At 52.6% G+C, this 25,587-nt stretch carries 19 protein-coding genes; 17 read left to right on the top strand and 2 right to left on the bottom strand.

What is annotated here, in order from left to right:
- Window positions 1-104 precede the first annotated feature (104 nt).
- Both ACO6V5_RS22235 and ACO6V5_RS22230 read left to right on the top strand, forming a co-directional pair.
- Window positions 105-1,451, top strand: coding sequence for a hypothetical protein (locus ACO6V5_RS22235; protein WP_422413548.1), 1,347 nt, complete (start codon window positions 105-107; stop codon window positions 1,449-1,451).
- 253 nt (window positions 1,452-1,704) lie between these two features.
- Window positions 1,705-1,989 carry an ankyrin repeat domain-containing protein gene (locus ACO6V5_RS22230; protein WP_422413550.1) on the top strand — a complete coding sequence of 95 codons (285 nt, stop codon included), beginning with the start codon at window positions 1,705-1,707 and terminating at the stop codon, window positions 1,987-1,989.
- Here ACO6V5_RS22230 and ACO6V5_RS22225 read toward each other — a convergent pair.
- Window positions 1,953-2,579 carry a hypothetical protein gene (locus tag ACO6V5_RS22225; protein WP_422442628.1) on the bottom strand — a complete coding sequence of 209 codons (627 nt, stop codon included), beginning with the start codon at window positions 2,577-2,579 and terminating at the stop codon, window positions 1,953-1,955. The genes ACO6V5_RS22230 and ACO6V5_RS22225 overlap by 37 nt on opposite strands.
- 224 nt (window positions 2,580-2,803) lie before the next feature.
- Complete coding sequence (locus tag ACO6V5_RS22220) at window positions 2,804-3,481, bottom strand: IS607 family transposase (protein WP_422492159.1); 678 nt, start codon at window positions 3,479-3,481, stop codon at window positions 2,804-2,806.
- A gap of 254 nt (window positions 3,482-3,735) precedes the next feature.
- Here ACO6V5_RS22220 and ACO6V5_RS22215 point away from each other — a divergent pair, with 254 nt between their 5' ends.
- The 15 genes from ACO6V5_RS22215 to ACO6V5_RS22145 all read left to right on the top strand — a co-directional run bounded on the left by ACO6V5_RS22215 (window position 3,736) and on the right by ACO6V5_RS22145 (window position 25,457).
- Complete coding sequence (locus tag ACO6V5_RS22215) at window positions 3,736-4,485, top strand: ankyrin repeat domain-containing protein (RefSeq protein WP_422135602.1); 750 nt, start codon at window positions 3,736-3,738, stop codon at window positions 4,483-4,485.
- Between the two features lie 130 nt (window positions 4,486-4,615).
- Window positions 4,616-4,870, top strand: coding sequence for an RING finger domain-containing protein (locus ACO6V5_RS22210; protein ID WP_422414060.1), 255 nt, complete (start codon window positions 4,616-4,618; stop codon window positions 4,868-4,870).
- The gene (locus tag ACO6V5_RS22205; protein WP_422414058.1) at window positions 4,815-4,985 is read left to right on the top strand and encodes an ankyrin repeat domain-containing protein; all 171 of its coding nucleotides are present in this window, start codon (window positions 4,815-4,817) and stop codon (window positions 4,983-4,985) included. Before ACO6V5_RS22210 ends, ACO6V5_RS22205 begins: the two co-directional genes overlap by 56 nt.
- 196 nt (window positions 4,986-5,181) lie before the next feature.
- Window positions 5,182-6,975: an ankyrin repeat domain-containing protein gene (locus ACO6V5_RS22200; protein ID WP_422442625.1), complete on the top strand. Its 1,794-nt coding sequence runs from the start codon at window positions 5,182-5,184 to the stop codon at window positions 6,973-6,975.
- Window positions 6,976-7,112: 137 nt separating this feature from the next.
- Complete coding sequence (locus tag ACO6V5_RS22195) at window positions 7,113-8,909, top strand: ankyrin repeat domain-containing protein (protein WP_422135605.1); 1,797 nt, start codon at window positions 7,113-7,115, stop codon at window positions 8,907-8,909.
- A 138-nt stretch (window positions 8,910-9,047) separates the two neighbouring features.
- Window positions 9,048-11,216 carry an ankyrin repeat domain-containing protein gene (locus tag ACO6V5_RS22190; protein ID WP_422135606.1) on the top strand — a complete coding sequence of 723 codons (2,169 nt, stop codon included), beginning with the start codon at window positions 9,048-9,050 and terminating at the stop codon, window positions 11,214-11,216.
- 186 nt (window positions 11,217-11,402) lie between these two features.
- Entirely contained in the window at window positions 11,403-13,160 is a 1,758-nt protein-coding gene (locus ACO6V5_RS22185) for an ankyrin repeat domain-containing protein (RefSeq protein ID WP_422413748.1), read from the top strand.
- A gap of 207 nt (window positions 13,161-13,367) precedes the next feature.
- Window positions 13,368-14,117, top strand: coding sequence for an ankyrin repeat domain-containing protein (locus ACO6V5_RS22180; protein WP_422442623.1), 750 nt, complete (start codon window positions 13,368-13,370; stop codon window positions 14,115-14,117).
- A 136-nt stretch (window positions 14,118-14,253) separates the two neighbouring features.
- Window positions 14,254-16,107 (top strand): ankyrin repeat domain-containing protein, encoded by a 1,854-nt coding sequence (locus ACO6V5_RS22175; protein WP_422413870.1) that lies wholly within the window; start codon window positions 14,254-14,256, stop codon window positions 16,105-16,107.
- Window positions 16,108-16,296: 189 nt separating this feature from the next.
- Window positions 16,297-17,601, top strand: a complete 1,305-nt coding sequence (locus tag ACO6V5_RS22170) for an ankyrin repeat domain-containing protein (protein ID WP_422413868.1) — start codon at window positions 16,297-16,299, stop codon at window positions 17,599-17,601.
- Window positions 17,602-17,736: 135 nt separating this feature from the next.
- Window positions 17,737-19,482 (top strand): ankyrin repeat domain-containing protein, encoded by a 1,746-nt coding sequence (locus tag ACO6V5_RS22165; RefSeq protein ID WP_422139102.1) that lies wholly within the window; start codon window positions 17,737-17,739, stop codon window positions 19,480-19,482.
- A 174-nt stretch (window positions 19,483-19,656) separates the two neighbouring features.
- Window positions 19,657-21,303: an ankyrin repeat domain-containing protein gene (locus tag ACO6V5_RS22160; protein ID WP_422414155.1), complete on the top strand. Its 1,647-nt coding sequence runs from the start codon at window positions 19,657-19,659 to the stop codon at window positions 21,301-21,303.
- A 174-nt stretch (window positions 21,304-21,477) separates the two neighbouring features.
- Entirely contained in the window at window positions 21,478-22,626 is a 1,149-nt protein-coding gene (locus tag ACO6V5_RS22155; protein WP_422139103.1) for an ankyrin repeat domain-containing protein, read from the top strand.
- 187 nt (window positions 22,627-22,813) lie between these two features.
- Window positions 22,814-24,067, top strand: coding sequence for an ankyrin repeat domain-containing protein (locus tag ACO6V5_RS22150; RefSeq protein ID WP_422135614.1), 1,254 nt, complete (start codon window positions 22,814-22,816; stop codon window positions 24,065-24,067).
- A gap of 88 nt (window positions 24,068-24,155) precedes the next feature.
- Complete coding sequence (locus ACO6V5_RS22145) at window positions 24,156-25,457, top strand: ankyrin repeat domain-containing protein (protein WP_422412472.1); 1,302 nt, start codon at window positions 24,156-24,158, stop codon at window positions 25,455-25,457.
- Window positions 25,458-25,587: the final 130 nt, after the last annotated feature.

Raw genomic sequence — 25,587 nt, 5'->3', positions numbered from 1 at the left:
CTTTTCTTTTGGTATTTATCCTACAGGCGGTCCATAGAATCATGAAAATACTTTCAAGCCTTTTTCTGGCCTTGATACTTCCATTTTGTTCTTCCCTTTGGGCTGTGAATAATGAGATCAGTGCAGATGGCTTTTTGCAATACGATCCTCAGGAGTATGCCGCTCCTGAAAAGGGCGGTGTAGTTTCTCAAAGAGACAGAAGAGAGGCCCGCAGAGGCGGAGGTTCCTCAGGAGGTGGAAGAAGTAGCGGTTCAAAAGGAGGCAGTTACAAGGGTGGCAGTTACAAGGGTGGCAGTCACAAGGGTGGCGGTTCAAAAAAAAGCGGTCACAAAGTGACAAGCTACATAAAATCATCAGTATCAAGAGCCAGAGTTAAAATTGCAAAATTCATGAAAGGCTACTCCCTGTCCACCTCTAAAAAAATATCTGTCTCCATAAACCCGCTGGGGAAGTCCGCTCGAGGGAGTCAGCCAATAAACAAAATCGAATCAAAAGTCCGCTTTCAGACTAAAGAGTCTGATTTTCTTTACTACACACTCAGGGGGCATGCATCACTGAAAACTTTGTTTCATCTCATTTTAATCGAAAATCCAGAAGACTCCTCAAAGTTATATCTTGGTTACTATGAGGACAATGAAGACAGTGTTATTGATAATACTGTTTTCAGTTCAACGCCAGCACCCATCTTGTTGAAAGACGTTTTATACAAGTCTGACACATCAGCTTCTGCAATCAATGGTACTGCTACCAATAGCACGGCTCTACCACCTCATTCAGATCTGTCTGCAAACGACACTCTTATAAATACTAATTTGACTTCCCGTAATACAACTGGACTACAGGGTTTAATGCCAAAAGGGCGCGAGTTTAAGTCCTTCAAACCCATTCTGAGTTTGGAAAAAGAGCTTGAATATTCAATCGAAGTGGCTTGGAAATCAGAGGATGCAATAGCGTCAGTTGCAATGTCTGATAATAATGGTATGGCGTATACAACAATCAGCCCTTCAGCAACAATGTCTTCTTCGGCACCATCCTCATCCATACTGTCCTCAACGAGACGATTCATGCCAGACGCTTCGGAAGCCATTCCCGAAAATGTCGGCACTCAAATTGTTATCAAAAATAAAGAGGGCATGACTCTTGCCATATTAAATCTTGAACTGGAGCCTGGTTATTTTTCACTCAGTGATGGCAATGGCTATTTACTCGAGTACAGAATTGATGGGGCCGGGATTCATCAGCTGACTAAAATTCACACTAAAAATGAATATGCGAACGAAAACTGGAACAATGTATTCTTTCCAGTGCGTCCTGATAACGATTACACCGCCTTGTACGCATTCCTCGGAGGAGTTGCCGGTTTTCTTGTAGTCGCTATGCTTTTATCAGCATTTGCAGTCAATCATTGTGGCCATCCTCAGGCGAAGACACTTCATGGAACGCCATTATAAAAATGACCTTGCGTTTCTCTACATACCATTTCTCTGGTTGCAGTGTTGATGACGGTTTCTGCTGCAATATCCTTTCAACGATATTTTACAGATAGTTTGGAGCAGGGAAGCACCACCATTCATCATGGAAGCGATGGAATGATTTTAATGCTTTTTTGTATCTAACCCTTACCAATTATTCACCAATCCAGATGTTCTACTTATGTATGGAATTGCTCGCTGCCTTCTTCCCGTCGACACTGGAGGCCGATGTATGTCCTATTTGTTTGGCCCCCTTCCATGGCCGAAGTTTAGCGCCTGTGGTTGTCAAGACCCGATGCCTGTGGTGAATCAGAACACCAGTGAATCTCACCCGGATACATTTTTCCCCGATCAGACATTTTATCGTGCCTGTATAAACGGGGATCTAGATCAGGTGGAGAGGTCACTGGCAGAAGGAGTCAATGTCAATGCCGTTATGATTAGTGGCTTCACTGCCTTGATGTTAGCGTCCAGCAAGGGTCATATGGATGTCGTCAAACGCCTGTTGAATTGGTAGTGATTGAGGTCAAGCATCTGGCGGCAGGTGTTACGGCGAATGGTGCGAACCTTCTTATCTTTGCGTGTGACCATACCTCTTGTCTCAAAGGTTGGCAAAAATACAACGTCGTAGTTCGACACCAACTCGAACGCCAGCCGGTTATGCAGATCAAGAACAATGTCATCCTTTTTGCATTTCAGCCGGTCAATTTCCCTGTTGAAATGAATAATCCGATCTCTTGCCCACTGGGGCATATCGTGGAACTCAACGCCCTTCCGCGTGTTCAGGATTTTTTGCTTTTGACTGATCAAGCAGTCCACTTGTTTCATCAGTGGGAACAGCTTTGTTTTTGCAACGTTATCACCCGCTATCAACGCCTCTTTTTCGCTGTAGCAAGTGGCAAAGGTGCGAACTCCGGGGTCAACTCCAACGCATCTAACCTTCCCTTGGATTTCGGGATTTAGCTCAATATGTTGTTGAACCTGAATGAACCAGCGACCTTTGTCGTAGGTTATGACACAAGACTTGCCAATCGCTTCTGTTGGCACATCTTCTGTCAGGTGAATCTTGCCAAGAGCCTGTATGCAGGGATTTAATCCCTTTGGCAAACGGTCAATAGAGAATGAGTGCCTGCTACCTTTGCGGCTTTTGAAACTGATTTCTGCAAAGCCCTCTTTAGCTCCCTTTTTGCTCTTGCTTCACTTGAGCTTTAATGGCAGGTCGCATGTTGATGAATTTTCCGCTGGCATCTTTATAGTCATCATTGCGGAAACGCTCAACAGCAAGGTTGTACGACCTCCGATAGAGCATCAGGGCATCGTGATAGGCTTGCTTATTCTCTGGGTAAAACCTGGTCTTTTTTGATGCTACTCTCTTTGCGTCCTTTGCGTCCTTTGCGTCTTTTAGCAGATCGCTTCCCGTAGTGGCTATTGCAGAATGAGGTAATGAAACCGATAAGCTCTTGGGTGTCGAATGGCTCACAGGCGTTATCCGGGTCATCCAAAACCTCGATGTGTCCTCCCGATAATTCAACAAGCCACTTGATAAGTTCAAACCCTGATCGGGCAAGGCGATCTTTTGTGGCAACCACAATATGGGTTGGATTTCCGCACACCGCTGATTCCAGAATGGTTTGCAGTCCTTTTCGCTTAAAGTTGAAAGCACTGGCAATGTCGCTGATAAATTCTGCATCAGGGTGCTCTTTGAGTAAGATACGCTTTTGCGTGTCGATGCTGGATTTTTGCTTTCCAGAACTCACTCTCGTATAGCATATCTTCCTCTGCTGGTTAATGAATATGCGGAAGTGACCACCACTTGTTTGCTTCACTTTTTCGTAGTGACCGCTTTCGATCTTGCGCCTCATAGTTTGGCTGGTTACGCCTTCAATCTTGGCTAGCTTTGTAGTTGAACCCCACAAGATAAATTCACCTTTTGACGATTTATCTTGTGTCTGGCGTAATTGATTTTGCGATTGTTGCAATTTTATTTGACTGTTTTTGAGCGCAAGCAACGATCCGGCAGAACGGCAACTGGCTCAGGATATTTGACGCAACTACGACTGCGAAAAAGTCCTTATCGAGGCCAGGCAAGGGAAAGGAATGAAAGCATCGAGTTGTGTTATCCAGTAACCACGACTTTAAGGTGTTCCCATCTTCTGGATTTTTGAAATTCGTGATGGTTTAGCCTTAGCAAACTTTGGTAGCCATACCAATGGACTAAAATACTTTTTTTGTATCTAACCCTTAACACTTTTGACCAATCCAGATGTTCTATTTATGTATGGCATTGCTTGCTGCCTTCTTCCCATCGACACCAGAGGCCGATCAATGTCCTATTTGTCTGGCTCCCTTCCATGGTCGAAGTGTACCGCCCGTGGTCGTCACAACCCAATGTTGTTGCCAACGCTTCGATCTGGACTGTATTTCGAGATATTTTACTGATCAGCCCATCGGCTCACGCCGGTGCGCGATGTGTCGGCAAGACCCGATGCCTTTGGTGAATCAGAACACCAGTGAATCTCACCCGGATACATTTTTCCCCGATCGAACATTTTTTCGTGCCTGTTTATTCGGGGATCTGGATCAGGTGGAGAGGTCTCTGGCAGAAGGAGTCAATGTCAATGCGGTTATGATTGATGATTACACTGCCCTGATGTTGGCATCCGGCCTGGGGCACATAGACGTCGTCGAACGCCTGATCAACGCTGGGGCGAACCTCGACGCTGCCGGTTCGACTCGTCCCACTGCACTGCTCTTCGCTGTTAACTATGGTAATACCGATTGCGTGAAACGCCTGATCCACGCCGGAGCGGATCTCAACGCTGCCTTGCCGGATGGCACCACCCCGCTGTCCATCGCTGCCCAGGAAAATAACATCGACTGTTTGAAACTCCTGATCAACGCCGGGGCGGATCTCAACGCTGCCATGCTGACTGGCGAAACTCCACTGTCCATCGCAACCGAGCTGGGCAATATCGACTGCGTGGAAGCCTTGATCAAGGCTGGAGCAAAATAGGGCTTTCAGGTGTTCCCACCTTCCGAGTTTTGCAATGCGTGGTTATTTAGCCAGAGCAAACTTTGATAGCCATACCAATGAACTATCATACCTCCTTTGTGACTGACCCGGACAACTCATTGATAATACGATGTTCTACTTATGTATGGCATTGCTCGCTGCCTTCTCCCCGTCGGCACTGGAGGCCGATATATGTCCTATTTGTTTGGCTCCCTTCCATGCCCGAAGTGAAGCGTCTGTGGTCGTCACAACCCAATGTTGTGGACACCGCTTCGATCTGGACTGTATTTCAAAGTCTTTTGTTGGTCAGCCCATCGGCTCGCGACGGTGTGCGATGTGCCGCCAGGACTACGAATGGCGCCACCCCGCTGTTCGTCGCTGCTGAGAAAGGCAATACCGAATGCCTGAAAGCACTGATCGAAGCCGAGGCAGATCTCAGCGTCGCCAGGACTTTGGATGGCACCACCCCACTGTCTATCGCAGCCATAGCGACTGCGTGAAAGCCCTTATCGAGGCCAGGGAAAGGAAGGGAACAAAAGAAAGGCATTTTGCTATCCAGTAAAAACAGCGTTCAGGTGTTCCCAGACTCAGAGTCATACAAAGGAGTGACTATTTATTCGCAGAAAACTTTGATAGCCACATAAATGAACTAATATGCTTTTCTGTATCTCACCCACACTGCTTTGACCAACACAGATGTTCTACTTATGTCTGGCATTGCTCGCTACCCTCTTCCCATGGACACTGAAGGCCGATCACTGTCCTGTTTGTCTGGCTCACTTTCATGGCCGAAGTGAAGCGCCTGTGGTTGTCATAACCCAATGCTGTGGTCAACGCTTCGATCTGGACTGTATTTCGAGGTGTTTTCTTGATCAGCCCATCGGCTCACGCCAATGCGCGATGTGTCGGCAAGACCCGATGCCTATGGTGAACCTGAACACCAGTGAATCTTACCCGGATAGATTTTTCCCCGATCAGACCTTTTATCTTGCCTGTTTAAACGGGGATCTGGATCAGGTGGAGAGGTCTCTTGCAGAAGGAGTCAATGTCAATGCCATTATGACTGATGATTTCACTCCCTTGATGTTGGCATCCATTGGGGACCACGAGGTCGTCGAACGCCTTATCAAAGCCGGGGCGGACGTCAACGCTCGGACTGAGGATGGCGTCACCTCGCTGTTCATCGCATCACAGGAGGGCAATACCGACTGCGTGAAACGCCTGATCAACGCCGGGGCGGAGGTCAACACTCACACTAATACTGGCGCCACCCCGCTGCACGTTGCTACTTTGAGAGGCAATACCGACTGCGTGAAACTCCTGGTCAAGGCCGGGGCAAATCTCAACGCCGCCTCGTCGGATGGCATTACCGCGCTATTCATCGCTGCCCAAGAAAATAACACCGACTGCGTGAAAATACTGATTAGCTCCGGGGCGGATCTCAACGCCAACCGAACTTCGGATGGCGCAACCCCGCTGTTCGCTGCTGCTGCGAAAGGCAATACCGGCTGCATACAACTCCTGACCAACGCTGGGGCAGAGCCCAACGCCCGAACCAGGAATGGCGCTAGCCCGCTGTTCATCGCTGCCCTGAAAAATAACACCGACGGCGTGAAAATACTGATCAACGCCGAGACGGATATCAATCCCCGAACTTCGGATGGCATCACCCCTCTGTACGCCGCTGCTGAGAGAGGCAATACAGAATGCCTGAAACTCCTGATCGATGCTGGGGCGGACGTCAACGCCGCTCGGACTGCTGATGGTGCCACTCCGCTATTCGCCGCTGCTGCGAGAGGAAATGCCGACTGCTTGAAAGCCCTGATCGAAGCCAAGGCGAATATCAATGCCCCAAATAAAAATGGCGCCACCCCGCTATACATCGCAACTCAGGAGGGCAATACCGACTGCGTGAAACTCCTGATCAACGCCGGGGCGGAAACCGACGCCGCCTTGTCGGATGGCTCCACGCCTCTGTTCGTTGCTGCCCGGGAGGGCAATATCGACTGCTTGAAACTACTGATCAATACCGGTGCGGATATCAACAGCCGGATTAAGAGTGGCGCCACCCCCCTCCACGCCGCAGCCTATAAGGGCAATACCGACTGCGTGAAACTCCTGATCAACGCCGGGGCGAAAACCGACGCCGCCTTGTCGGATGGCTCCACGCCTCTGTTCGTTGCTGCCCGGGAGGGCAATATCGACTGCTTGAAACTACTGATCAATACCGGTGCGGATCTCAACAGCCGGATTAAGAGTGCCGCCACCCCCCTCCACGCCGCAGCCTATAAGGGCAATACCAACTGCGTGAAACTCCTGATCAACGCCGGGGCAGATCTCAACACTGCCTTTCCAAATGGCAAAACCCCACTGTCCATCGCAACCAGGATGGGCAATACCGACTGCATGAAAGCCCTGATCGAGGCTGGGGCAAAGAAGGGGACTGAGGCAGGGAAGAGAACAGAAGAAAGGCCTCATTCTATCCAGTAACCATGGCTCTCAGGTGTTCCCATCTTCTGCGTTTTTGAAACAGGTGATTGTTTGACCACAGCAAACTTTGATAGCCATATAAATGAGCTAGCATTCCTTTTTTGTATCCAACCCACACTACTTATTGACCAACACAGATGTTCTTCTTATCTTTGGCATTACTCGCTACCCTCTCCCCATGGACGCTGGAAGCCGATCCCTGTCCTATTTGTTTAGTTCACTTCCATGACCGTCATGTAGCGCCTGTGGTCGTCAAAACCCAATGTTGTGGTCACCGCTTCGATCTGGACTGTATTTCGAGGTATTTTGTTGATCAGCCCACCGGCTCACGCCGCTGCGCGATGTGTCGGCAAGACCCGATGCCTGTGGTGAATGAGAACACCAGTGAATCTCACCCGGATACATTTTTCCCCGATCTGACGTTTTATCATGCCTGTTTAAACGGGGATTTGGATCAGGTGGAGAGGTCACTGGCAGTAGGAGTCAATGTCAATGCGGTTATGGCTTATGATTACACTGCTTTGATGTTGGCATCCAATAACGGGAACAATGCCGTCGTTCAACGACTGATAGCAGCCGGGGCGAACGTCAACGCCTCCCGGACTTGGAATAACGCCACCCCGCTGCTCATCGCTGCACAGCAAAATAACAACGACTGCGTAAAAATCCTGATCGAAGCTGAGGCAGATCTCAACGCCGCCATGTCGGGTGGCGCCACACCGCTGTTCATCGCTGCCCAGGAAAATAACATAGTCTGCGTGAAACTCCTGATCAACGCCGGGGCGGATCTCAACGCCGCCTTGTCGGATGGCTCCACCCCGCTGTTCATCGCTGCCCAGGAAAATAACATTGACTGCTTGACAGCCCTGATCGAAGCTGGGGCGGATCTCAACGCCACTCGGACTATAGATGGCTCCACCCCGCTGTTAGTAGCTGCGGCAAAAGGCAATACCGACTGCGTGAAAGCCCTGATCGAAGCCAAGGCGAGTCTCAACGCCGCCATGTCGGGTGGCGCCACACCGCTGTTCATCGCTGCCCAGGAAAATAACACAGACTGCCTGGAACTCCTGATCAACGCCGGGGCGGATCTCAACGCCGCCTTGTCGGATGGCGCCACAGCGCTATTCATTGCAGCCCAGAAGGGCAACATTGACTGCGTGAAACTCCTTCTCGACGCCGGGGCAGATGTCAGCGCCCGGACGAAGAATGGCGCCACCTCGCTGTTCATCGCAGCCCTGAAGGGCTATACCGACTGCCTGAAAATACTGATCAACGCCGGGGCGGATTTCAACGCACGGACCGAGGATGGCTCCACCTCGCTGTTTATCGCGGCCTTGAGGGGCAATTCCGACTGCGTGAAACTCCTGATCAACGCCGGGGCGGATCTCAACACTGCCAGGATTACGGATCGTGCCAACCCGCTGTTCATGGCTGCTCAGCAAAATAACATCGACAGCCTGAAAATCCTGATCGAAGCCAAGGCGGATATCAATGCGCATATTGAGGATGGCACCACCCCGCTGTTCATCGCTGCCCAAGAAAATAACATCGAATGCGTGGAACTCCTGATCAACGCCGGGGCTGATCTCAACACCGCCTTGCCGGATGGCACCACTGCGCTGTTCATCGCTACACACGAAAATAACACCAAATGCGTGAAACTCCTGATCAATGCCGGGGCGGATCTCAACGCTCGAACTAAGACTGGCACCATCCCGCTGCACGTTGCTGTTGCGAAAGGCAATACCGACTGCGTGGAACTCCTGAGCAACGCCGGGGCTGATCTCAACATCTGTCGGACTTCGGACGGCGCCACGCCACTGTCCATAGCAATCGAGATGGGCAATAGCGACTGTGTGAAGTTCCTTATCAACGCCGGGGCAGAGTGGGGAACAGAGGCGGTGAAGGAAACAAAAAAAGCATCGTGTCAGTGAACATGGCTCTCAGGTGTTCCTATCTTCTGAGTTTTTGAAACAGGTGATTATTTAGCCACAACAAACGTTGAGAGACACACAAATGAACTATCATTACTTTCCTGTACTCAGGCCGCACCATTCATCGACTGGCACAGAATGTTCTACATATATTTGGCATTACTCGCCACTCTCTCCCCATGGACACTGAAGGCCGATCAGTGTCCTATTTGTTTGGCTCCCTTTCATGACCGAAGTGAAGCGCCTGTTGTCGTCAAAACCCAATGTTGTGGTTACCGCTTCGATCTGGACTGTATTTCGAGGTCTTTTGTTAAACAGCCCATCGGCTCACGCCGGTGCGCGATGTGTCGGCAAAACCCGATGCCTGTGGTGAATCAGAACACCAGTGAGGCTTACCCGGATGCATTTTTCCCCGATCAGACGTTTTATCGTGCCTGTATATATGGGGATTTGGATCAGGTGGAGAGGTCACTGGCAGAAGGAGTCAATGTCAATACCGTTATGATTGGTGGCTTCACTGCCTTGATGTTAGCATCCAGCAGGGGTCACGTGGATGTCGTCAAACACCTGATAAACGCTGGGGCGAACCTCGACACTGCCCGTCCGAACGGTGCCAACGCAGTGTTCGTCGCTGCTGAGTTCGGTCATGCAGACTGCGTGAAACTTCTGATCAACGCCGGAGCCAATCTCAACGCCGCCAGAACTTCGGATGGCGCAACCCCGCTTTTCATCGCAGCCTCGAAGGGCAATACCGACTGCGTGAAACTCCTGGCCAACGCCGGAGCGGATCTCAACGCCGGGGCGAATCTCAATACCGGGGGTGTGGTAGCGGGTGCCACCCCACTGTTCATCGCAGCCCTGAATGGCAATACCGACTGCCTGAAACTCCTGATCGAAGCCATGTCGGATATCAATGCCCGAAATTCGGACGACGTCACCCCGCTGTTCGCCGCTGCCACGAGAGGCAATACCGAGTGTGTTAAACTCCTGATCAACGCCGGGGCAGACCTCAACGCCGGTAATGAGTATAGCGCAACCCCACTGTTGGTTGCTGCTATGAGAGGTAATACCGACTGCGTGAAACTCCTGATTAACGCCGAAGCGGATCTCAACGCCCGGTCTGTGGATGGCCGCACCCCGCTGTTCCAAGCAGTTCAGAAAGGCAATACTGACTGCGTGAAACTCCTGCTCAACGCCGGTGCGAATCCCAACACTGCCTTGCCGGATGGCCGCACCCCGCTGTTCCAAGCAGCTCAGAAAGGCAATACTGACTGCGTGAAACTCCTGCTCAATGCCGGTGCGAATCCCAACGCTGCTTTATCGGATGGTGCCACCCCGCTGTTCATCGCAGCCCTTGAGGACAATGCCGAATGCCTGAAACTCCTGCTCAACTTTGGGGCAGATCTCAAAGCCGCCAGAAATAGTGATGGCGCGACTGCATTGTCCGTCGCAACCGAAGTGAGCAATACCGACTGCGTGGAAATCCTGATCAAAGCGGGAGCGCCTCTCAACGCCCGGTGTTCGTTTGGCGCCACCCCGCTATACATCGCAGCTGAGGAGGGCATTACCGACTGCGTGCAACTCCTGATCAACGCCGGGGCGGATCTCGATGTCCCGGATGAGAATGGCGCCACCCCGCTTTTCGTCGCTGCACGGGAGGGCAATACCGACTGTTTGAAACTCCTGATCAACGCCAGGGCAGCTCTCAACGCCCGCACTAAGACTGGCGCTACCCCGCTTTACATCGCTGTCCAGAAGGGCAATACCGACTGCGTGAAACTCCTGATCAACGCCGGGGCGAATATCAACGCCACCAGGACTTCGGATGGCGCCAACCCGCTGTTCATGGCAGCCCTGAAGGGCAATACCGACTGTCTGAAACTCCTGATCAATGCCGGAGCGGATCTCAACGCCCGGACTGAGGATGGCGCCACACCGCTGTTCATCGCAATCGAGATGGGCAATACCGACTGTGTGAAACGCCTGATCAACGCCGGGGCGGATCTCAACGCCGCCAGGTCGGATGGCACCACACCGCTGTTCTTCGCTATACAAGAAAATAACACCGAGTGCTTGAAACTCCTGATCAACGCCGAGGTGGATCTCAACACCCCCCGGGCTTCGGATGGCGTCACCCCGCTTCTCATCGCAGTCTGGCAAGGCCATACCGATTGCGTGGAAATCCTGATCAGTGGTGGGGCAGATCCCAATGCCGCCAATACTATGGATGGCGGCCTACTTTTCATTGCTGCCTTGAAAGGCCATAACGGCTGCGTGGAGGCTCTGATCAAGGCTGGAGCAAAGTAGGGAACTGAGGCAAGGAAGGCAACAAAAGAAACGCGTTGTGCTATCCAGCAAACAGGGCTTTCAGTTGTTCCCATCTTCCGAGTTTTGCAATGCGTGATTATTTAGCCACAGCAAACTTTGATAGCCATATAAATGGACTAATATGCTTTTTTGTATCTAACCCACACTGCTTATTGACCAACACAGATGTTCTACTTATGTGTGGCATTGTTAACCACCCTCTCCCCATGGACACTGAAGGCCGATCACTGTCCTATTTGTCTGGCTCTCTTCCATGGCCGAAGTGAAACGCCAGTGGTTGTCAAAACTCAATGTTGTGGTCAACGCTTCGATCTGGGCTGTATTTCGAGGTGTTTTGTTGATCAGCCCATCGGCTCACGACGGTGCGCCATGTGTCGGCAAGACCCAATGCCTGTGGTGAATCAGAACACCAGTGAATCTCACCCAGATACATTTTTCCCCGACAAGACATTTTTTCGCGCCTGTTTAAACGGGGATCTGGATCAGGTGGAGAGGTCTCTGGCAGAAGGGGTCAATGTTAATGCCGTTATGACTGGTGGCTTCACTGCCTTGATGCTGGCATCCTGCCGGGGTCACATGAATGTCGTCAAACGTCTGATAAACGCTGGGGCGAACCTCGACACTGCCCGTTCGAATGGTGCCACCGCACTGCTCATCGCTGCTGAATACGGTAATACCGACTGCGTAAAACTCCTGACCAACGCCGGGGCGGATGTCAACGCCGCCAGGACTTCGGATGGCGCCACCCCGCTATACGTTGCTGCTGCGAAGGGCAATACCGACTGCGTGAAACTCCTGATCAGCGCCGGGGCAGATCTCGACGCCCGAACCAGGAACGGTGCCACCCTGCTTTTCATCGCTGTCCAGGAGGGCAATACCGACTGCGTGAAACTCCTGATCAACGCCGGTGCGAATATCAACGCCGCCAGAACTTCGGATAGCACCACCCCGCTGTTCATCGCAGTCCTGAAGGGCAATACCGACTGTTTGAAACTCCTGATCAACGCCGAGGCGGATCTCAACGCCCGGACTGAGGATGGCACCACCCCACTCTTCATGGCTGCCCAGAAAAATAACACCGAATGCGTGAAACTCCTGATCAATGCCGGGGCGGATCTCAACGCCGCCAGGATTACGGATGGTGCCACCCCACTGCTCGCCGCTGCTGCGAAAGGCAATACCGACTGTGTGAAACTCCTGATCAACGCCGGGGCAGATCTCAACGCCCGGACTAAGAATAGCGCCACTGCGCTGTACATCGCAGCTCAGGAGGGCAATAACGACTGCGTGCAACTTCTGATCGACGCCGGGGCGAATCTCAACATCCCCCTGTCTTCGGATGGCAGCAACCCGCTGTTCATCGCTGCTGCGAAAGGCAATACCGACTGCGTGAAAGCCCTGATCAAAGCCAAGGCCAATCTCGACGCCCGAACCAAAAATGGCGCCACCCCTCTATTCTTCGCTGCCCAAGAAAATAACACCGACTGTGTAAAACTCCTGACCAATGCCGGGGCGAGTCTCAACACCCGGCCTGAAAATGGTAACACCCCACTGTTCATCGCTGCCCTGAAAAATAACACCGACAGCCTGAAACTGCTGATCAACGCCGGGGCGGATCTCAATATCTGCCGAACCTCGGATGGCGCCACCCCGCTGTACATTGCTGCTGCGAAAGGCAATACCGGCTGCGTGGAACTTCTGATCAACGCCGGGGCGGATCTCAACATCTACCGGACTTCGGATGGCGCCACCCCGCTGTACGTTGCTGCTGCAAAAGGTAACAGCGACTGCGTGAAACTCCTGATCAACGCCGGAGCAGATCTCAACACCCGGAATAAGAATGGATGCACCCCGCTGTCCGCAGCAGCCCTGAAGGGCAAAACCTATTGCCTGGAAATCCTGCTCAACGCCATGACAAAGTAGGCAAGGAAGGGAACAAAAGAAAGGCGTTGTGCTATCCAGTAAACACGGCTTTCTGGTGTTCCTGTCTTCCGGGTTTTGCAGTCAAATAAAATTGCAACAATCGCAAAATCAATTACGCTAGGAGGCCGACCGAGAATAGCGCCCGTAGCGAGGACGGCAGAAAATTGAGGATGAAAATTCGGTTTTGTGAGGAGAATAGCGAGCTATTTGACGAACAAAAGCGGATTTTCAGACCAATTTGCTGCCGCCGCAGTAGGGCAGTCTATTCTCGGTCGGCCTCCTAGGAGCCTGACCCCATGGACACTGAAGGCCGATCCCTGTCCTATTTGTTTGGCTCCCTTCCATGACCGAAATGTAGAACCTGTGGTCGTCAGAACCCAATGTTGCGGCCATCGCTTCGATCTGGACTGTATTTCGAGGTGTTTTGTTGATCAGCCCATTGGCTCACGCCGTTGCTTGATGTGCCGACAAAGCCCGATGCCTGTGGTGAATCAGAACACCAGTGAATCTCACCCGGATACATTTTTCCCGGATCAGACTTTTTATCTTGCTTGTTTAAACGGGGATCTGGATCAGGTCGAGAGGTCTCTGGCAGAGGGAGTCAATGTCAATGCCGTTATGACTAATGGTCTCACTGCCTTAATGTTGGCATCCGGCTGGGGGCACACGGACGTCGTCGAACGCCTGATCAATGCCGGGGTGAATCTCAATGCTGCCTTGTCGGATGGCACCACCACGCTTTTCATCGCTGCACAGATGGGCCATACCTACTGCGTGAAACTCCTGATCGAAGCCGGAGCCAATCTCAACGTCCGTGCTTCGGATGGCGCCACCCCGCTGGCCATAGCAATCAAGATGGGCAATACCGACAGCATGAAACTCCTCATCAACGCCGAGGCAAAGCTGGGAACTGAGGCAGTGAAGGAAACAAAGGAAAAGCTTCATGCTGTCCAGTAAACAGGGCTCTCAGGTGTTCCCACCTTCTGAGTTTTTGAAACAGGTGATTGTTTGACCACAGCCAACTTTGATAGCCACAAAAATGAACTAACATGCTTTTTTGTATCTAACCCACACGGCTTATTGACCAGCACAGATGTTCTACTTATGTGTAGCATTGTTCGCTAGCCTCTCCTCATGGACAGTGAAGGCCGATCACTGTCCAATTTGTTTGACTCCCTTCCATGGCCGCAATGAAGCGACTGTGGTCGTCAAAACCCACTGTTGTGGACACCGCTTCGATCTGGACTGTATTTCGAGGTGTTTTTTTAATCAGCCTACCGGCTCACGCCGTTGCGCGATGTGTCGGCAAGACCCGATGCCTCTGATGAATCAGAACACCAGTGAATCTCACCCGGATACATTTTTCCCCGATCAGACGTTCTATCTTGCCTGTTTAAACGGGGATCTGGATCAGGTGGAGAGGTCACTGGCAGAAGGAGTCAATGTTAATGCTGTTATGAATAATGGCTTTACTGCCTTGATGTTGGCATCCGGTGGGGGGCACACTGACGTCGTCAAACGCCTGATCAATGCCGGGGCAGATGTCAACGCCGCCCCGCATGAGGATGGCGCCACTGGGCTGTTCATCGCTGCACAAGAAAATAACACCGACTGCGTGAAAATACTGATCAACGCCGGGGCAGTTGTCAACACCCGGACTAAGACTGACGACACCCCGCTGATCGCTGCTGTTACGAGAGGCAATATCGACTGCGTGAAAGCCCTGATCGAAGCCGGGGCAGATCTTAACGCCGCCTTATCGGATGGCGCCACCCCGCTGTTCATCGCTGCACAAAGGAATGAGATAGACTGTGTGAAACTCCTGATCAACGCCGGGGCAGATCTCAACGCCGCCAGGATCACGGATGCCGCCACTCCGCTTTTCGCCGCTGCTGCAACAGGCAATACCGACTGCATGAAAGTCCTGATCAAAGCCAAGGCGAATATCAACGCCCGAAATAAGGATGGCGACACGCCGCTGTTCAGCGCAGCTATACAGGGCAATACAGACTGCCTGAGAATCCTGATCGAAGCCATGGCGAATATCAATGCCCGGGCTTCGGATGGCGCCACGCCGCTGCTTGCCGCAGCTGCGAAAGGCAATGTTGACTGCATGAAACTCCTGGTCAACGCCGGGGCAGATCTCAACCCCCCTCATAGTCCCGATGGCGTCACCCCGCTGTTCGCCGCCGCTGCCAATGGCAATACCGATTGCGTGAAAATCCTGATCGACGCCGGGGCAGATCTCAACGTCCGGACTTCGTATGTCGCCACCCCTCTTTGCGCCGCTGCTGCGCTAGGCAATACCGAATGCTTGAAACTCCTGATCAACGCCGGGGCGGATCTCGACAACTCCCGGACTTCGGATGGCTCCACCCCACTGTTCGAAGCTGCTGCAAGAGGCAACACCGAATGCGTGGAACTCCTGATCAACGCCGGGGCGGCTCTCAACACCCGGAATAAGGATGGCGCCACCGCTCTGTTCATCGCTGCGCAAGAAAATAAGACCGACTGCTTGAAACTCCTGATCAACGCCGGGGCGGATCCCAACGCCACCGCGTCGGATAGCACTACCCCACTGTTCATGGCAACTCAGGAAGGCAATACTGACTGCGTTAAAGTCCTGATCGACGCTGGAGTGCATCTCTCAGCCCGGACTGAGGATGGCGCCACTGCGCTGCTAATCGCTGCTCAGCAAAATAAAATCGACTGCCTGAAAATCCTGATCGAAGCCAAGGCGGATATCAATGCGCAAATTAAGGATGGCAGCACCCCGGTGCTCATTGCTGCTGCGAAAGGCAATACCGACTGCGTAAAACTCCTGATCAACGCCGGGGCAGATCTCAACATCTGCCGGACTTCAGATGGCATCACACCGCTGCACCTTGCTGCTGCGAAAGGCAATACCGACTGCGTGCAACTCCTGACCAACGCCGGAGCAAAGTAGGGAACAAAGGCCGTGAAGGCAACAAAAGAAAGGATTTATGTTGCCCAGTGAACATGGCTCTCAGGTGTTCCCATCTTCTGAGTTTTTGAAACAGGTGATTGTTTAACCACAGCAAAGTTTGGGAGACACATAAATGAACTATCATTCCTTTTCTGTACCCAAGCCGCACGACTTATCGACTGGCACAGAATGTTCTACCTATATGTGGCATTGCTCGCCACTCTCTCCCCATGGACACTGAAGGCCGATCACTGTCCTATTTGTTTGGCTCCCTTCCATGGCCGAGTTGAAGCGCCTGTGGTCGTCAAAACCCAATGTTGTGGTCACCTCTTCGATCTGGACTGTATTTCGAAATGTTTTGCTGATCAGCCCATTGGCTCACGCCAGTGCGCGATGTGTCGGCAAGATCCGATGCCTATGGTGAATCAAAACACCAGTGAATCTCATCCGGATACATTTTTTCCCGATCAGGTGTTTTATGATGCCTGTTATGAAGGGGATTTGGATCAGGTGGAGAGGTCTCTGGCAGAAGGAGTCAATGTCAATGCCGTTATGCTTGATGATTTCACTGGCTTGATGATGGCATCTTACGGGGGGCACAAGGCAATCGTCGAACACCTGATCAACGCCGGGGCGAATCTCAACGCCACCTCAACAACGAGTGCCACTGCCATATTCTTTGCTGTCCAGAAAAATAACATTGATTGCGTGAAGCTCCTGATCAACGCCGGAGCGGATCTCAACGCCAACTTTTCAGATGGTGCCACTGTACTGTTGATCGCTGCAAGGCAGGGCAAAACCGACTGCGTGAAACTCCTGATCAACGGCGGGGCGGATATCAACGCCGCCTTATCGGATGGTGCCACCCCGCTGTTCTTTGCTGCCCAGGAAAATAACACCGACTGCGTGAAAATCCTGGTCAGGGCCGGGGCGAATATCAATGCCCGGACTAAGAAGGGTACAACCCCACTATTCATCGCTGCCCTGAATGGCAATACCAACAGCGTGAAAGCCCTGACCGAAGCCAACGCAGATCTCAACGTGAGAACTAACAATGGCGGCACCCCGCTTCACATCGCAGTCTGGGAAGGCCATACCGATTGCGTGGAAACTCTTATCGCTGGGGGGGCTGATCTCAATGCTGTCTGGTCTATGGATGGCGTCACCCCACTTTTCATCGCAGCCCTGAATGGCCATACCGATTGCGCAGAAATCCTGATCTGCGTCGGGGCAGATCTCAACGCTGCTAGGGCTTCAGATGGTGCCACCCCGCTGTTCATCGCAGCCCTGAATGGCAATACCGACTGCGTAGAACTCCTGATCAACGCCGGGGCAAATCTCAACGTTGCCAGGACTTCGGATGGCGCCACCCCGCTGTCCATAGCAATCAAGATGGGCAATACCGACAGCATGAAACTCCTCATCAACGCTGAGGCAGAGGTGGGAACAGAGGCAGTGAAGGAAACAAAGGAAAAGCTTCATGCTGTTCAGTAAAAAGGGCTCTCAGTTGTTCCTGTCTTCTGAATTTTTAAAAACAGGTGATTATTTGACCACAGCAAACTTTGATAGCCATATAAATGAACTACCATTCTTTTTTTTGTATCCAACCCAAACTACTGACCAACACAGATGTTCTACTTATATGTGGCATTGCTCGCTATCCTCTCCCCATCGACACTGAGGGCCGATCACTGTCCTATTTGTTGGACTCCCTTCCATGGCCGAAGTGAAGCGCCTGTGGTCGTCAAAACCCAATGTTGCGGCCACCGCTTCGATCTGGACTGTATAACGAGGTGTTTTGTTGATCAGCCCATCGGCTCACGCCGCTGCGCAATGTGTCGGCAAAACCCGATGCCTGTGGTGAATGAGAACACCAGTGAATCTTACCCGGATAATTTTTTCCCCGATGAGACGTTTTATCGTGCCTGTTTAGACGGGGATCTGGATCAGGTGGAGAGGTCTCTGGCAGAAGGCGTCAATGTCAATGCCGTTATGACTGATGGTCTCACTGCCTTGATGTTGGCATCCATCAGCGGGCACACGGATGTCGTCGAACGCCTGGTCAACGCTGGGGCGAACCCTGACACTGCCCGTTCGAATGGCGCCACCGCACTGTTCATCGCTACTGAGTACGGTAATGCCGACTGCCTGAAACGCCTGATCAACGCCGGGGCTGATCCCAAGGCCACACTGTCGGATGACACCACCCCGCTATTAATTGCTGCTGCGAAAGGCAACACCGAATGCGTGCAAATCCTGATCAAAGCGGGAGCGCTTCTCGACGCCCGGACTTCGAATGGCGCCACCCCGCTGTTCATGGCATCACAGGAGGGCAATACCGACTGCGTCAAAATGCTGATCAACGCCGGGGCAGATCTCAACGTCCGGACCCGGGATGGCGCTACCCCGTTGTTTATCGCTGTCAAAAAAAATAACATCGACAGCCTGAAAATCCTGATTGAAGCCGGGGCGGCTCTCAACACCCGGAATAAGGATGGCGCCACCGCACTGTACATCGCTTGTGAGTTCGGTAATACCGACTGCGTGAAACGCCTGATCAACGCCGGGGCGGATCTCAGCGCCACCCTGTCGGATGGCGCCACCGCTCTGTTCATTGCTGCTGCAAAAGGCAACACCGACTGCGTGGAACTCCTGATCAAAGCGGGAGCGCTTCTCAACGCCCAGACCTCCTATGGTGCCACCTCGCTGTTCATCGCAACACAGGAGGGCAATACCGGCTGCGTGAAAATGCTGATCAACGCCGGTGCAGATCTCAACTTACAGACCGAGGATGGCGCTACCCCGCTGTTTATCGCTGCCCAAAAAAATAATATCGACAGCCTGAAAATCCTGATTGAAGCCGAAGCAGGTCTCAACACCGTTATTAATTGTGGTGCCAGCCCAGTGTTCATCGCAGCCCAGAACGGCAATATCGACTGCCTGATAATCCTGATCGAAGCCGGGGCGAATTTCAACGTCGCCAGGATTAAGGATGGTGCCACCCCTCTGCTCATGGCAGCCCAGAAGGGCAATGCTGACTGCCTTAAAATCCTGATCGAAGCCGGGGCGGGTCTCAATGTCGGCAGGATTAAGGACGCTGTGACCCCGTTGTTCATCGCTGCACAAGAAAATAACATCGAATGCGTAAAACGCCTGATCAACGCCGGGGTGGATCTCAACGCCCGCACTAATACTGGCACCACCCCGCTGTTCGTTGCAGCCCTGAAAGGCAATACCGACTGCGTGAAACTCCTGATCAACGCCGGGGCGGATCTCAACGCCCGCACTATGAATGGTACCGCCCCGCTGCACGCTGCTGTAGCGAAAGGCAATATCGAATGTCTGGTACTCCTGATCAACGCCGGGGCAAGGTAAGGACGGGAAAACAAGAAAGGCCCTGTGCTATCCAGTAAACAAAGCTTTCAGGTGTTCCCATCTTCTGAGTTTTTAAAACAGGTGATTGTTTGGCCACAGCGAACTTTGATAGCCATATAAATGAACTAATATGCTTTTCTGTATCTAACCCACACGGCTTGTGGACCAACACAGATGTTCTATTTAAGTCTGGCATTGTTCGTTACCCTCTCCCCATGGACACTGAAGGCCGATCACTGTCCTATTTGTTTGGCTCCCTTCCATGGCCGAAGTGAAGTGCCTGTGGTCGTCAGAACCCAATGTTGTGGTCACCGCTTCGATCTGGACTGTATAACGAGGTGTTTTGTTGAACAGCCCATCGGCTCACGCCGGTGCGCGATGTGTCGGCAGGACCCGATGCCTGTGGTGAATCAGAACACCAGTGAATCTCACCCGGATACATTTTTCCCCGATCGGACATTTTATAATGCCTGTTTAAACGGGGATCTGGATCAGGTGGAGAGATCTCTGGCAGAAGGGGTCAATGTCAATGCTGTTATGATGGGTGGCTTCACTGCCTTGATGTTGGCATCCGGCAGGGGATATATGGACATCGTCGAACGCCTGATCAGCGCTGGGGCGAATCTCGACGCCGCCTGTTCGACTGGTGCCACCGCACTGTTCATCGCTGCTGAGTATGGTAATACCGACTGCGTGAAACACCTGATCAACGCCGGGGTTGATCTTAACGCCGCCAGGTCGGATGGCGCCACTCCTCTGTCCATGGCAGCCCAGAAGGGCAATACCGAATGCCTTAAAATCCTGATCGAAGCCGGGGCGAATCTCAACGCCCGGGCTAAGGATGGCGCCACCCCGTTGTTCATCGCTGCTGAGTACGGTAACAACGACTGCGTGAAACGCCTGATCAACGCCGGGGCGGATCTCAACGTCCGGACCCGGGATGGCGCTAGCCCGTTGTTTATCGCTGTCAAAAAAAATAACATCGACAGCCTGAAAATCCTGATTGAAGCCGGGGCGGCTCTCAACACCCGGAATAAGGATGGCGCCACCGCACTGTACATCGCTTGTGAGTTCGGTAATACCGACTGCGTGAAACGCCTGATCAAAGCGGGAGCGTTTCTCAACGCCCAGACCTCCTATGGCACCACCTCGCTGTTCATCGCAACACAGGAGGGCAATACCGGCTGCGTGAAAATGCTGATCAACGCCGGTGCAGATCTCAACTTACAGACCGAGGATGGCGCTACCCCGCTGTTTATCGCTGCCCAAAAAAATAATATCGACAGCCTGAAAATCCTGATTGAAGCCGAGGCAGGTCTCAACACCGTTATTAATAGTGGTGCCAGCCCAGTGTTCATCGCAGCCCAGAACGGCAATACCGACTGCCTGATAATCCTGATCGAAGCCGGGGCGAATTTCAACGTCGCCAGGATTAAGGATGGTGCCACCCCTCTGCTCATGGCAGCCCAGAAGGGCAATGCTGACTGCCTTAAAATCCTGATCGAAGCCGGGGCGGGTCTCAATGTCGGCAGGATTAAGGACGCTGTGACCCCGTTGTTCATCGCTGCACAAGAAAATAACATCGAATGCGTAAAACGCCTGATCAACGCCGGGGTGGATCTCAACGCCTGCACTAATACTGGCACCACCCCGCTGTTCGTTGCAGCCCTGAAAGGCAATACCGACTGCGTGAAACTCCTGATCAACGCCGGGGCGGATCTCAACGCCCGCACTATGAGTGGCACCACCCCGCTGCACGCTGCTATAGCGAAAGGCAATATCGAATGTCTGGTACTCCTGATCAACGCCGGGGCAAGGTAAGGACGGGAAAACAAGAAAGGCCCTGTGCTATCCAGTAAACAAAGCTTTCAGGTATTCCCATCTTCTGAGTTTTTAAAACAGGTGATTGTTTGGCCACAGCGAACTTTGATAGCCATATAAATGAACTAATATGCTTTTCTGTATCTAACCCACACGGCTTGTGGACCAACACAGATGTTCTATTTAAGTCTGGCATTGTTCGTTACCCTCTCCCCATGGACACTGAAGGCCGATCACTGTCCTATTTGTTTGGCTCCCTTCCATGGCCGAAGTGAAGTGCCTGTGGTCGTCAGAACCCAATGTTGTGGTCACCGCTTCGATCTGGACTGTATAACAAGGTGTTTTGTTGAACAGCCCATCGGCTCACGCCGGTGCGCGATGTGTCGGCAGGACCCGATGCCTGTGGTGAATCAGAACACCAGTGAATCTCACCCGGATACATTTTTCCCCGATCAGACTTTTTATAATGCCTGTTTAAACGGGGATCTGGATCAGGTGGAGAGGTCACTGGCAGAAGGAGTCAATGTCAATGCTGTTATGATGGGTGGCTTCACTGCCTTGATGTTGGCATCCGGCAGGGGGTATATGGACATCGTCGAACGCCTGATCAGCGCTGGGGCGAATCTCGACGCCGCCTGTTCGACTGGTGCCACCGCACTGTTCATCGCTGCTGAGTATGGTAATACCGACTGCGTGAAACACCTGATCAACGCCGGGGTTGATCGCAACGCCGCCAGGTCGGATGGCGCCACTCCTCTGTCCATGGCAGCCCAGATGGGCAATACCGAATGCCTTACAATCCTGATCGAAGCCGGGGCGAATCTCAACGCCCGGGCTAAGGATGGCGCCACCCCGTTGTTAATCGCTGCCCATGAAAATAACACCGACTGCGTGAAACGCCTGATCAACGCCGGGGCGGATCTCAACGCCACCATGTCGAATGGCGAGACCCCGCTGTTCGTTGCTGCTGGGAAAGGCAGCACCGAATGCGTGGAACTCCTGATCAAAGCGGGAGCACTTCTCAACGCCCGGACTTCCTATGGCGTCACCCCTCTGTTCGCCGCTGCTGCGCGAGGCAAAACCGAATGTTTGAAACTCCTGATCAACGCTGAGGCAGATCTCAATGCCACCGTGTCGGATGGCACCACCCCGCTGCACGCTGCTGCTTCGAAAGGCAATACCGACTGCGTAAAAATACTGATCGAAGCAAATGCAAATCTCAACGCCGCCAGGACTTCAGATGGTACCACCCCTCTCTCCATTGCAACCACGATCGGCAATACCGATTGCATGGAAGCCCTGATCAAGGCCGGAGCAAAGTAGGGAACAAAGGCCGTGAAGGCAACAAAAGCAGGGATTTATGTTGTCCAGTGAACGTGGCTCTCAGGTGTTGTCATCTTCTGAGTTTTTGAAACAGGTGATTGTTTGGCCACAACAAACTTTGATAGCCGTATAAATGAACTAATATGCTTTTTTGTATCTAACCCGCACTGATTGTTGGCCAACACAGATGTTCTACTTATGTGTGGCATTGTTCGCTACCCTCTCCCCTTTGACACTGACGACCGATCACTGTCCTGTTTGTCTGGCTCCCTTCCATGGCCGAAATGTGGCGCCTGTGGTCGTCAAAACCCAATGTTGCGGCCACCGATTCGATCTGGGCTGTATAACGAGGTGTTTTGTCGATCAGCCCATCGGCTCACGCCGTTGCGCAATGTGTCGGCAAAACCCGATGCCTGTGGTAAATCAGAACACCAGTGAATCTTACCCGGATACATTTTTCCCCGATCAGACTTTTTATAATGCCTGTTTAAACGGGGATCTGGATCAGGTGGAGAGATCTCTGGCAGAAGGGGTCAATGTCAATGCTGTTATGATGGGTGGCTTCACTGCCTTGATGTTGGCATCCGGCAGGGGGTACATGGACATCGTCGAACGCCTGATCAGCGCTGGGGCGAATCTCGACGCCGCCTGTTCGACTGGTGCCACCGCACTGCTCATCGCTGCTGAGTATGGTAATACCGACTGCGTGAAACGCCTGATCAACGCCGGGGTTGATCTCAACCCCACCCTGTCGGATGGCACCACCCCGCTGTTAGTTGCTGCTGCGAAAGGCAACACCGAATGCGCGGAACTCCTGATCAAAGCGGGAGCGCTTCTCGACGCCCGGACTTCGCATGGCGCCACCCCGCTGTTCTTCGCATCACAGGAGGGCAATGACGACTGCGTGAAAATGCTGATCAACGCCGGGGCAGATTTCAACGCCCGGACTAAGGATGGAGCTACTCCGCTGTTTATCGCTGCCCAAAAAAATAACATCAACAGCCTGAAAATCCTGATTGAAGCCGAGGCAGATCTTAACATCCGGATTAAGAGTGGTGCCAGCCCACCGTTCATCGCAGCCCAGAACGGCAATACCGACTGCCTGAGACTCCTGATCGAAGCCGGGGCGGATCTCAACGCCGCCAGGATTAAGGATGGTGCCACCCCTCTGCTCATGGCAGCCGAGAAGGGCAATAGCGACTGTCTGATAATCCTGATCAAGGCCGGGGCGGATCTCAGCACCGCCAGGACTAAAGATGGCGCCACCCCAGTGTTTGCCGCTGCTGCAAAAGGCAATTCCGACTGCCTGAGACTCCTGATCGACGCTGGGGCGGATCTCAATGCCGCCAGGACTTCGGACAGCGCCACCCCACTGTCCATGGCAATCGAGATGGGCAATACCGACTGCGTTAAGCTCCTTATCACCGCCGGGGCAAGGTAGGGAACATAGGCGGTGAAGATTGATAACCATAAAAATGAACTAATATGCTTTTTTGTATCTAACCCGCACTGCTTGTTGGCCAACACAGATGTTCTACTTATGTTTGGCATTGTTCGCTACCCTCTCCCCATGGACACTGAAGGCCGATCACTGTCCTATTTGCTTGGCTCCCTTCCATAGCCGCAGTGAAGCGCCTGTGGTTGTCAGAACCCAATGTTGTGGTCACCGCTTCGATCTGAACTGTCTTTCGATGTGCTTTGTTGATCAGCCCATCGGCTCACGCCGGTGCGCGATGTGTCGGCAGGACCCGATGCCTGTGGTGAATCAGAACACCAGTGAATCTCACCCGGATACATTTTTCCCCGATCGGACATTTTATAATGCCTGTTTAAACGGGGATCTGGATCAGGTGGAGAGATCTCTGGCAGAAGGGGTCAATGTCAATGCTGTTATGATGGGTGGCTTCACTGCCTTGATGTTGGCATCCGGCAGGGGATATATGGGCATCGTCGAACGCCTGATCAGCGCTGGGGCGAATCTCGACGCCGCCTGTTCGACTGGTGCCACCGCACTGTTCATCGCTGCTGAGTATGGTAATACCGACTGCGTGAAACACCTGATCAACGCCGGGGTTGATCTCAACGCCGCCAGGTCGGATGGCGCCACTCCTCTGTCCATGGCAGCCCAGAAGGGCAATACCGAATGCCTTACAATCCTGATCGAAGCCGGGGCGAATCTCAACGCCCGGGCTAAGGATGGCGCCACCCCGTTGTTCATCGCTGCTGAGTACGGTAACAACGACTGCGTGAAACGCCTGATCAACGCCGGGGCGGATCTCAATATCTGCCGGACTTCGGATGGCGCCTCCCCGCTGTACGCTGCTGCTGCGGAAGGCAACACCGACTGCGTAGAACTCCTGATCAACGCTGGGGCAGATCTCAACATCTCCCGGACTTCGGATGGCACCACCCCGCTGTACATTGCTGCTGCGAAAGGCAATACCGACTGCGTGAAACGCCTGATCAACGCCGGGGCGGCTCTCAACGCCCGGAATGAGGATGGCGCTACCCCCCTGTTCATCACTGCTCAGCAAAATAACATCGACAGTCTGAAAATGCTGATCGAAGCCAGGGCGGATATCAATGCGCAAATTTGGGATGGCGCCACCCCGTTGCTCATCGCTGCTCAAGAAAATAACACCGAATGCGTGCAGCTCCTGATCAACGCCGGGGCGGATCTCAACGCCCGGAATGAGGGTGGCGCCACCCCGCTGTTTGTCGCCGCTGCGAAAGGCAATACCGACTGCGTGAAACTTCTCATCAACGCTAAGGCAGAGATGGGAGCAGAGGCAGTGAAGGTAACAAAAGAAAAGCGTCATGCTGTCCAGTAAACAGGGCTCCCAGGTGGTCCCACCTTCTGAGTTTTTGAAGCAGGTGATTATTTCGCCACAGCAAACTTTGATAGCAATATAAATGGACTAACATGCTTTTTTGTATCTAACCCAAACGGCTTATTGACCA

It is taken from the genome of Endozoicomonas sp. ALD068 (genome assembly GCF_049310145.1).
Taxonomy (GTDB): domain Bacteria; phylum Pseudomonadota; class Gammaproteobacteria; order Pseudomonadales; family Endozoicomonadaceae; genus Endozoicomonas_A.
This window is presented reverse-complemented; position numbering and strand designations above follow the sequence as displayed.

Excerpts from the sequence above, each read along its gene's own strand:
- ACO6V5_RS22200 (WP_422442625.1), top strand. The coding sequence starts at position 5,182 with ATGTTCTACTTATGTCTGGCATTGCTCGCTACCCTCTTCCCATGGACA.
- ACO6V5_RS22145 (WP_422412472.1), top strand. The coding sequence starts at position 24,156 with ATGTTCTACTTATGTTTGGCATTGTTCGCTACCCTCTCCCCATGGACA.
- ACO6V5_RS22190 (WP_422135606.1), top strand. The coding sequence starts at position 9,048 with ATGTTCTACATATATTTGGCATTACTCGCCACTCTCTCCCCATGGACA.
- ACO6V5_RS22210 (WP_422414060.1), top strand. The coding sequence starts at position 4,616 with ATGTTCTACTTATGTATGGCATTGCTCGCTGCCTTCTCCCCGTCGGCA.
- ACO6V5_RS22160 (WP_422414155.1), top strand. The coding sequence starts at position 19,657 with ATGTTCTATTTAAGTCTGGCATTGTTCGTTACCCTCTCCCCATGGACA.
- ACO6V5_RS22175 (WP_422413870.1), top strand. The coding sequence starts at position 14,254 with ATGTTCTACTTATGTGTAGCATTGTTCGCTAGCCTCTCCTCATGGACA.
- ACO6V5_RS22230 (WP_422413550.1), top strand. The coding sequence starts at position 1,705 with ATGTCCTATTTGTTTGGCCCCCTTCCATGGCCGAAGTTTAGCGCCTGT.
- ACO6V5_RS22185 (WP_422413748.1), top strand. The coding sequence starts at position 11,403 with ATGTTCTACTTATGTGTGGCATTGTTAACCACCCTCTCCCCATGGACA.
- ACO6V5_RS22170 (WP_422413868.1), top strand. The coding sequence starts at position 16,297 with ATGTTCTACCTATATGTGGCATTGCTCGCCACTCTCTCCCCATGGACA.
- ACO6V5_RS22155 (WP_422139103.1), top strand. The coding sequence starts at position 21,478 with ATGTTCTATTTAAGTCTGGCATTGTTCGTTACCCTCTCCCCATGGACA.
- ACO6V5_RS22195 (WP_422135605.1), top strand. The coding sequence starts at position 7,113 with ATGTTCTTCTTATCTTTGGCATTACTCGCTACCCTCTCCCCATGGACG.
- ACO6V5_RS22150 (WP_422135614.1), top strand. The coding sequence starts at position 22,814 with ATGTTCTACTTATGTGTGGCATTGTTCGCTACCCTCTCCCCTTTGACA.
- ACO6V5_RS22215 (WP_422135602.1), top strand. The coding sequence starts at position 3,736 with ATGTTCTATTTATGTATGGCATTGCTTGCTGCCTTCTTCCCATCGACA.
- ACO6V5_RS22165 (WP_422139102.1), top strand. The coding sequence starts at position 17,737 with ATGTTCTACTTATATGTGGCATTGCTCGCTATCCTCTCCCCATCGACA.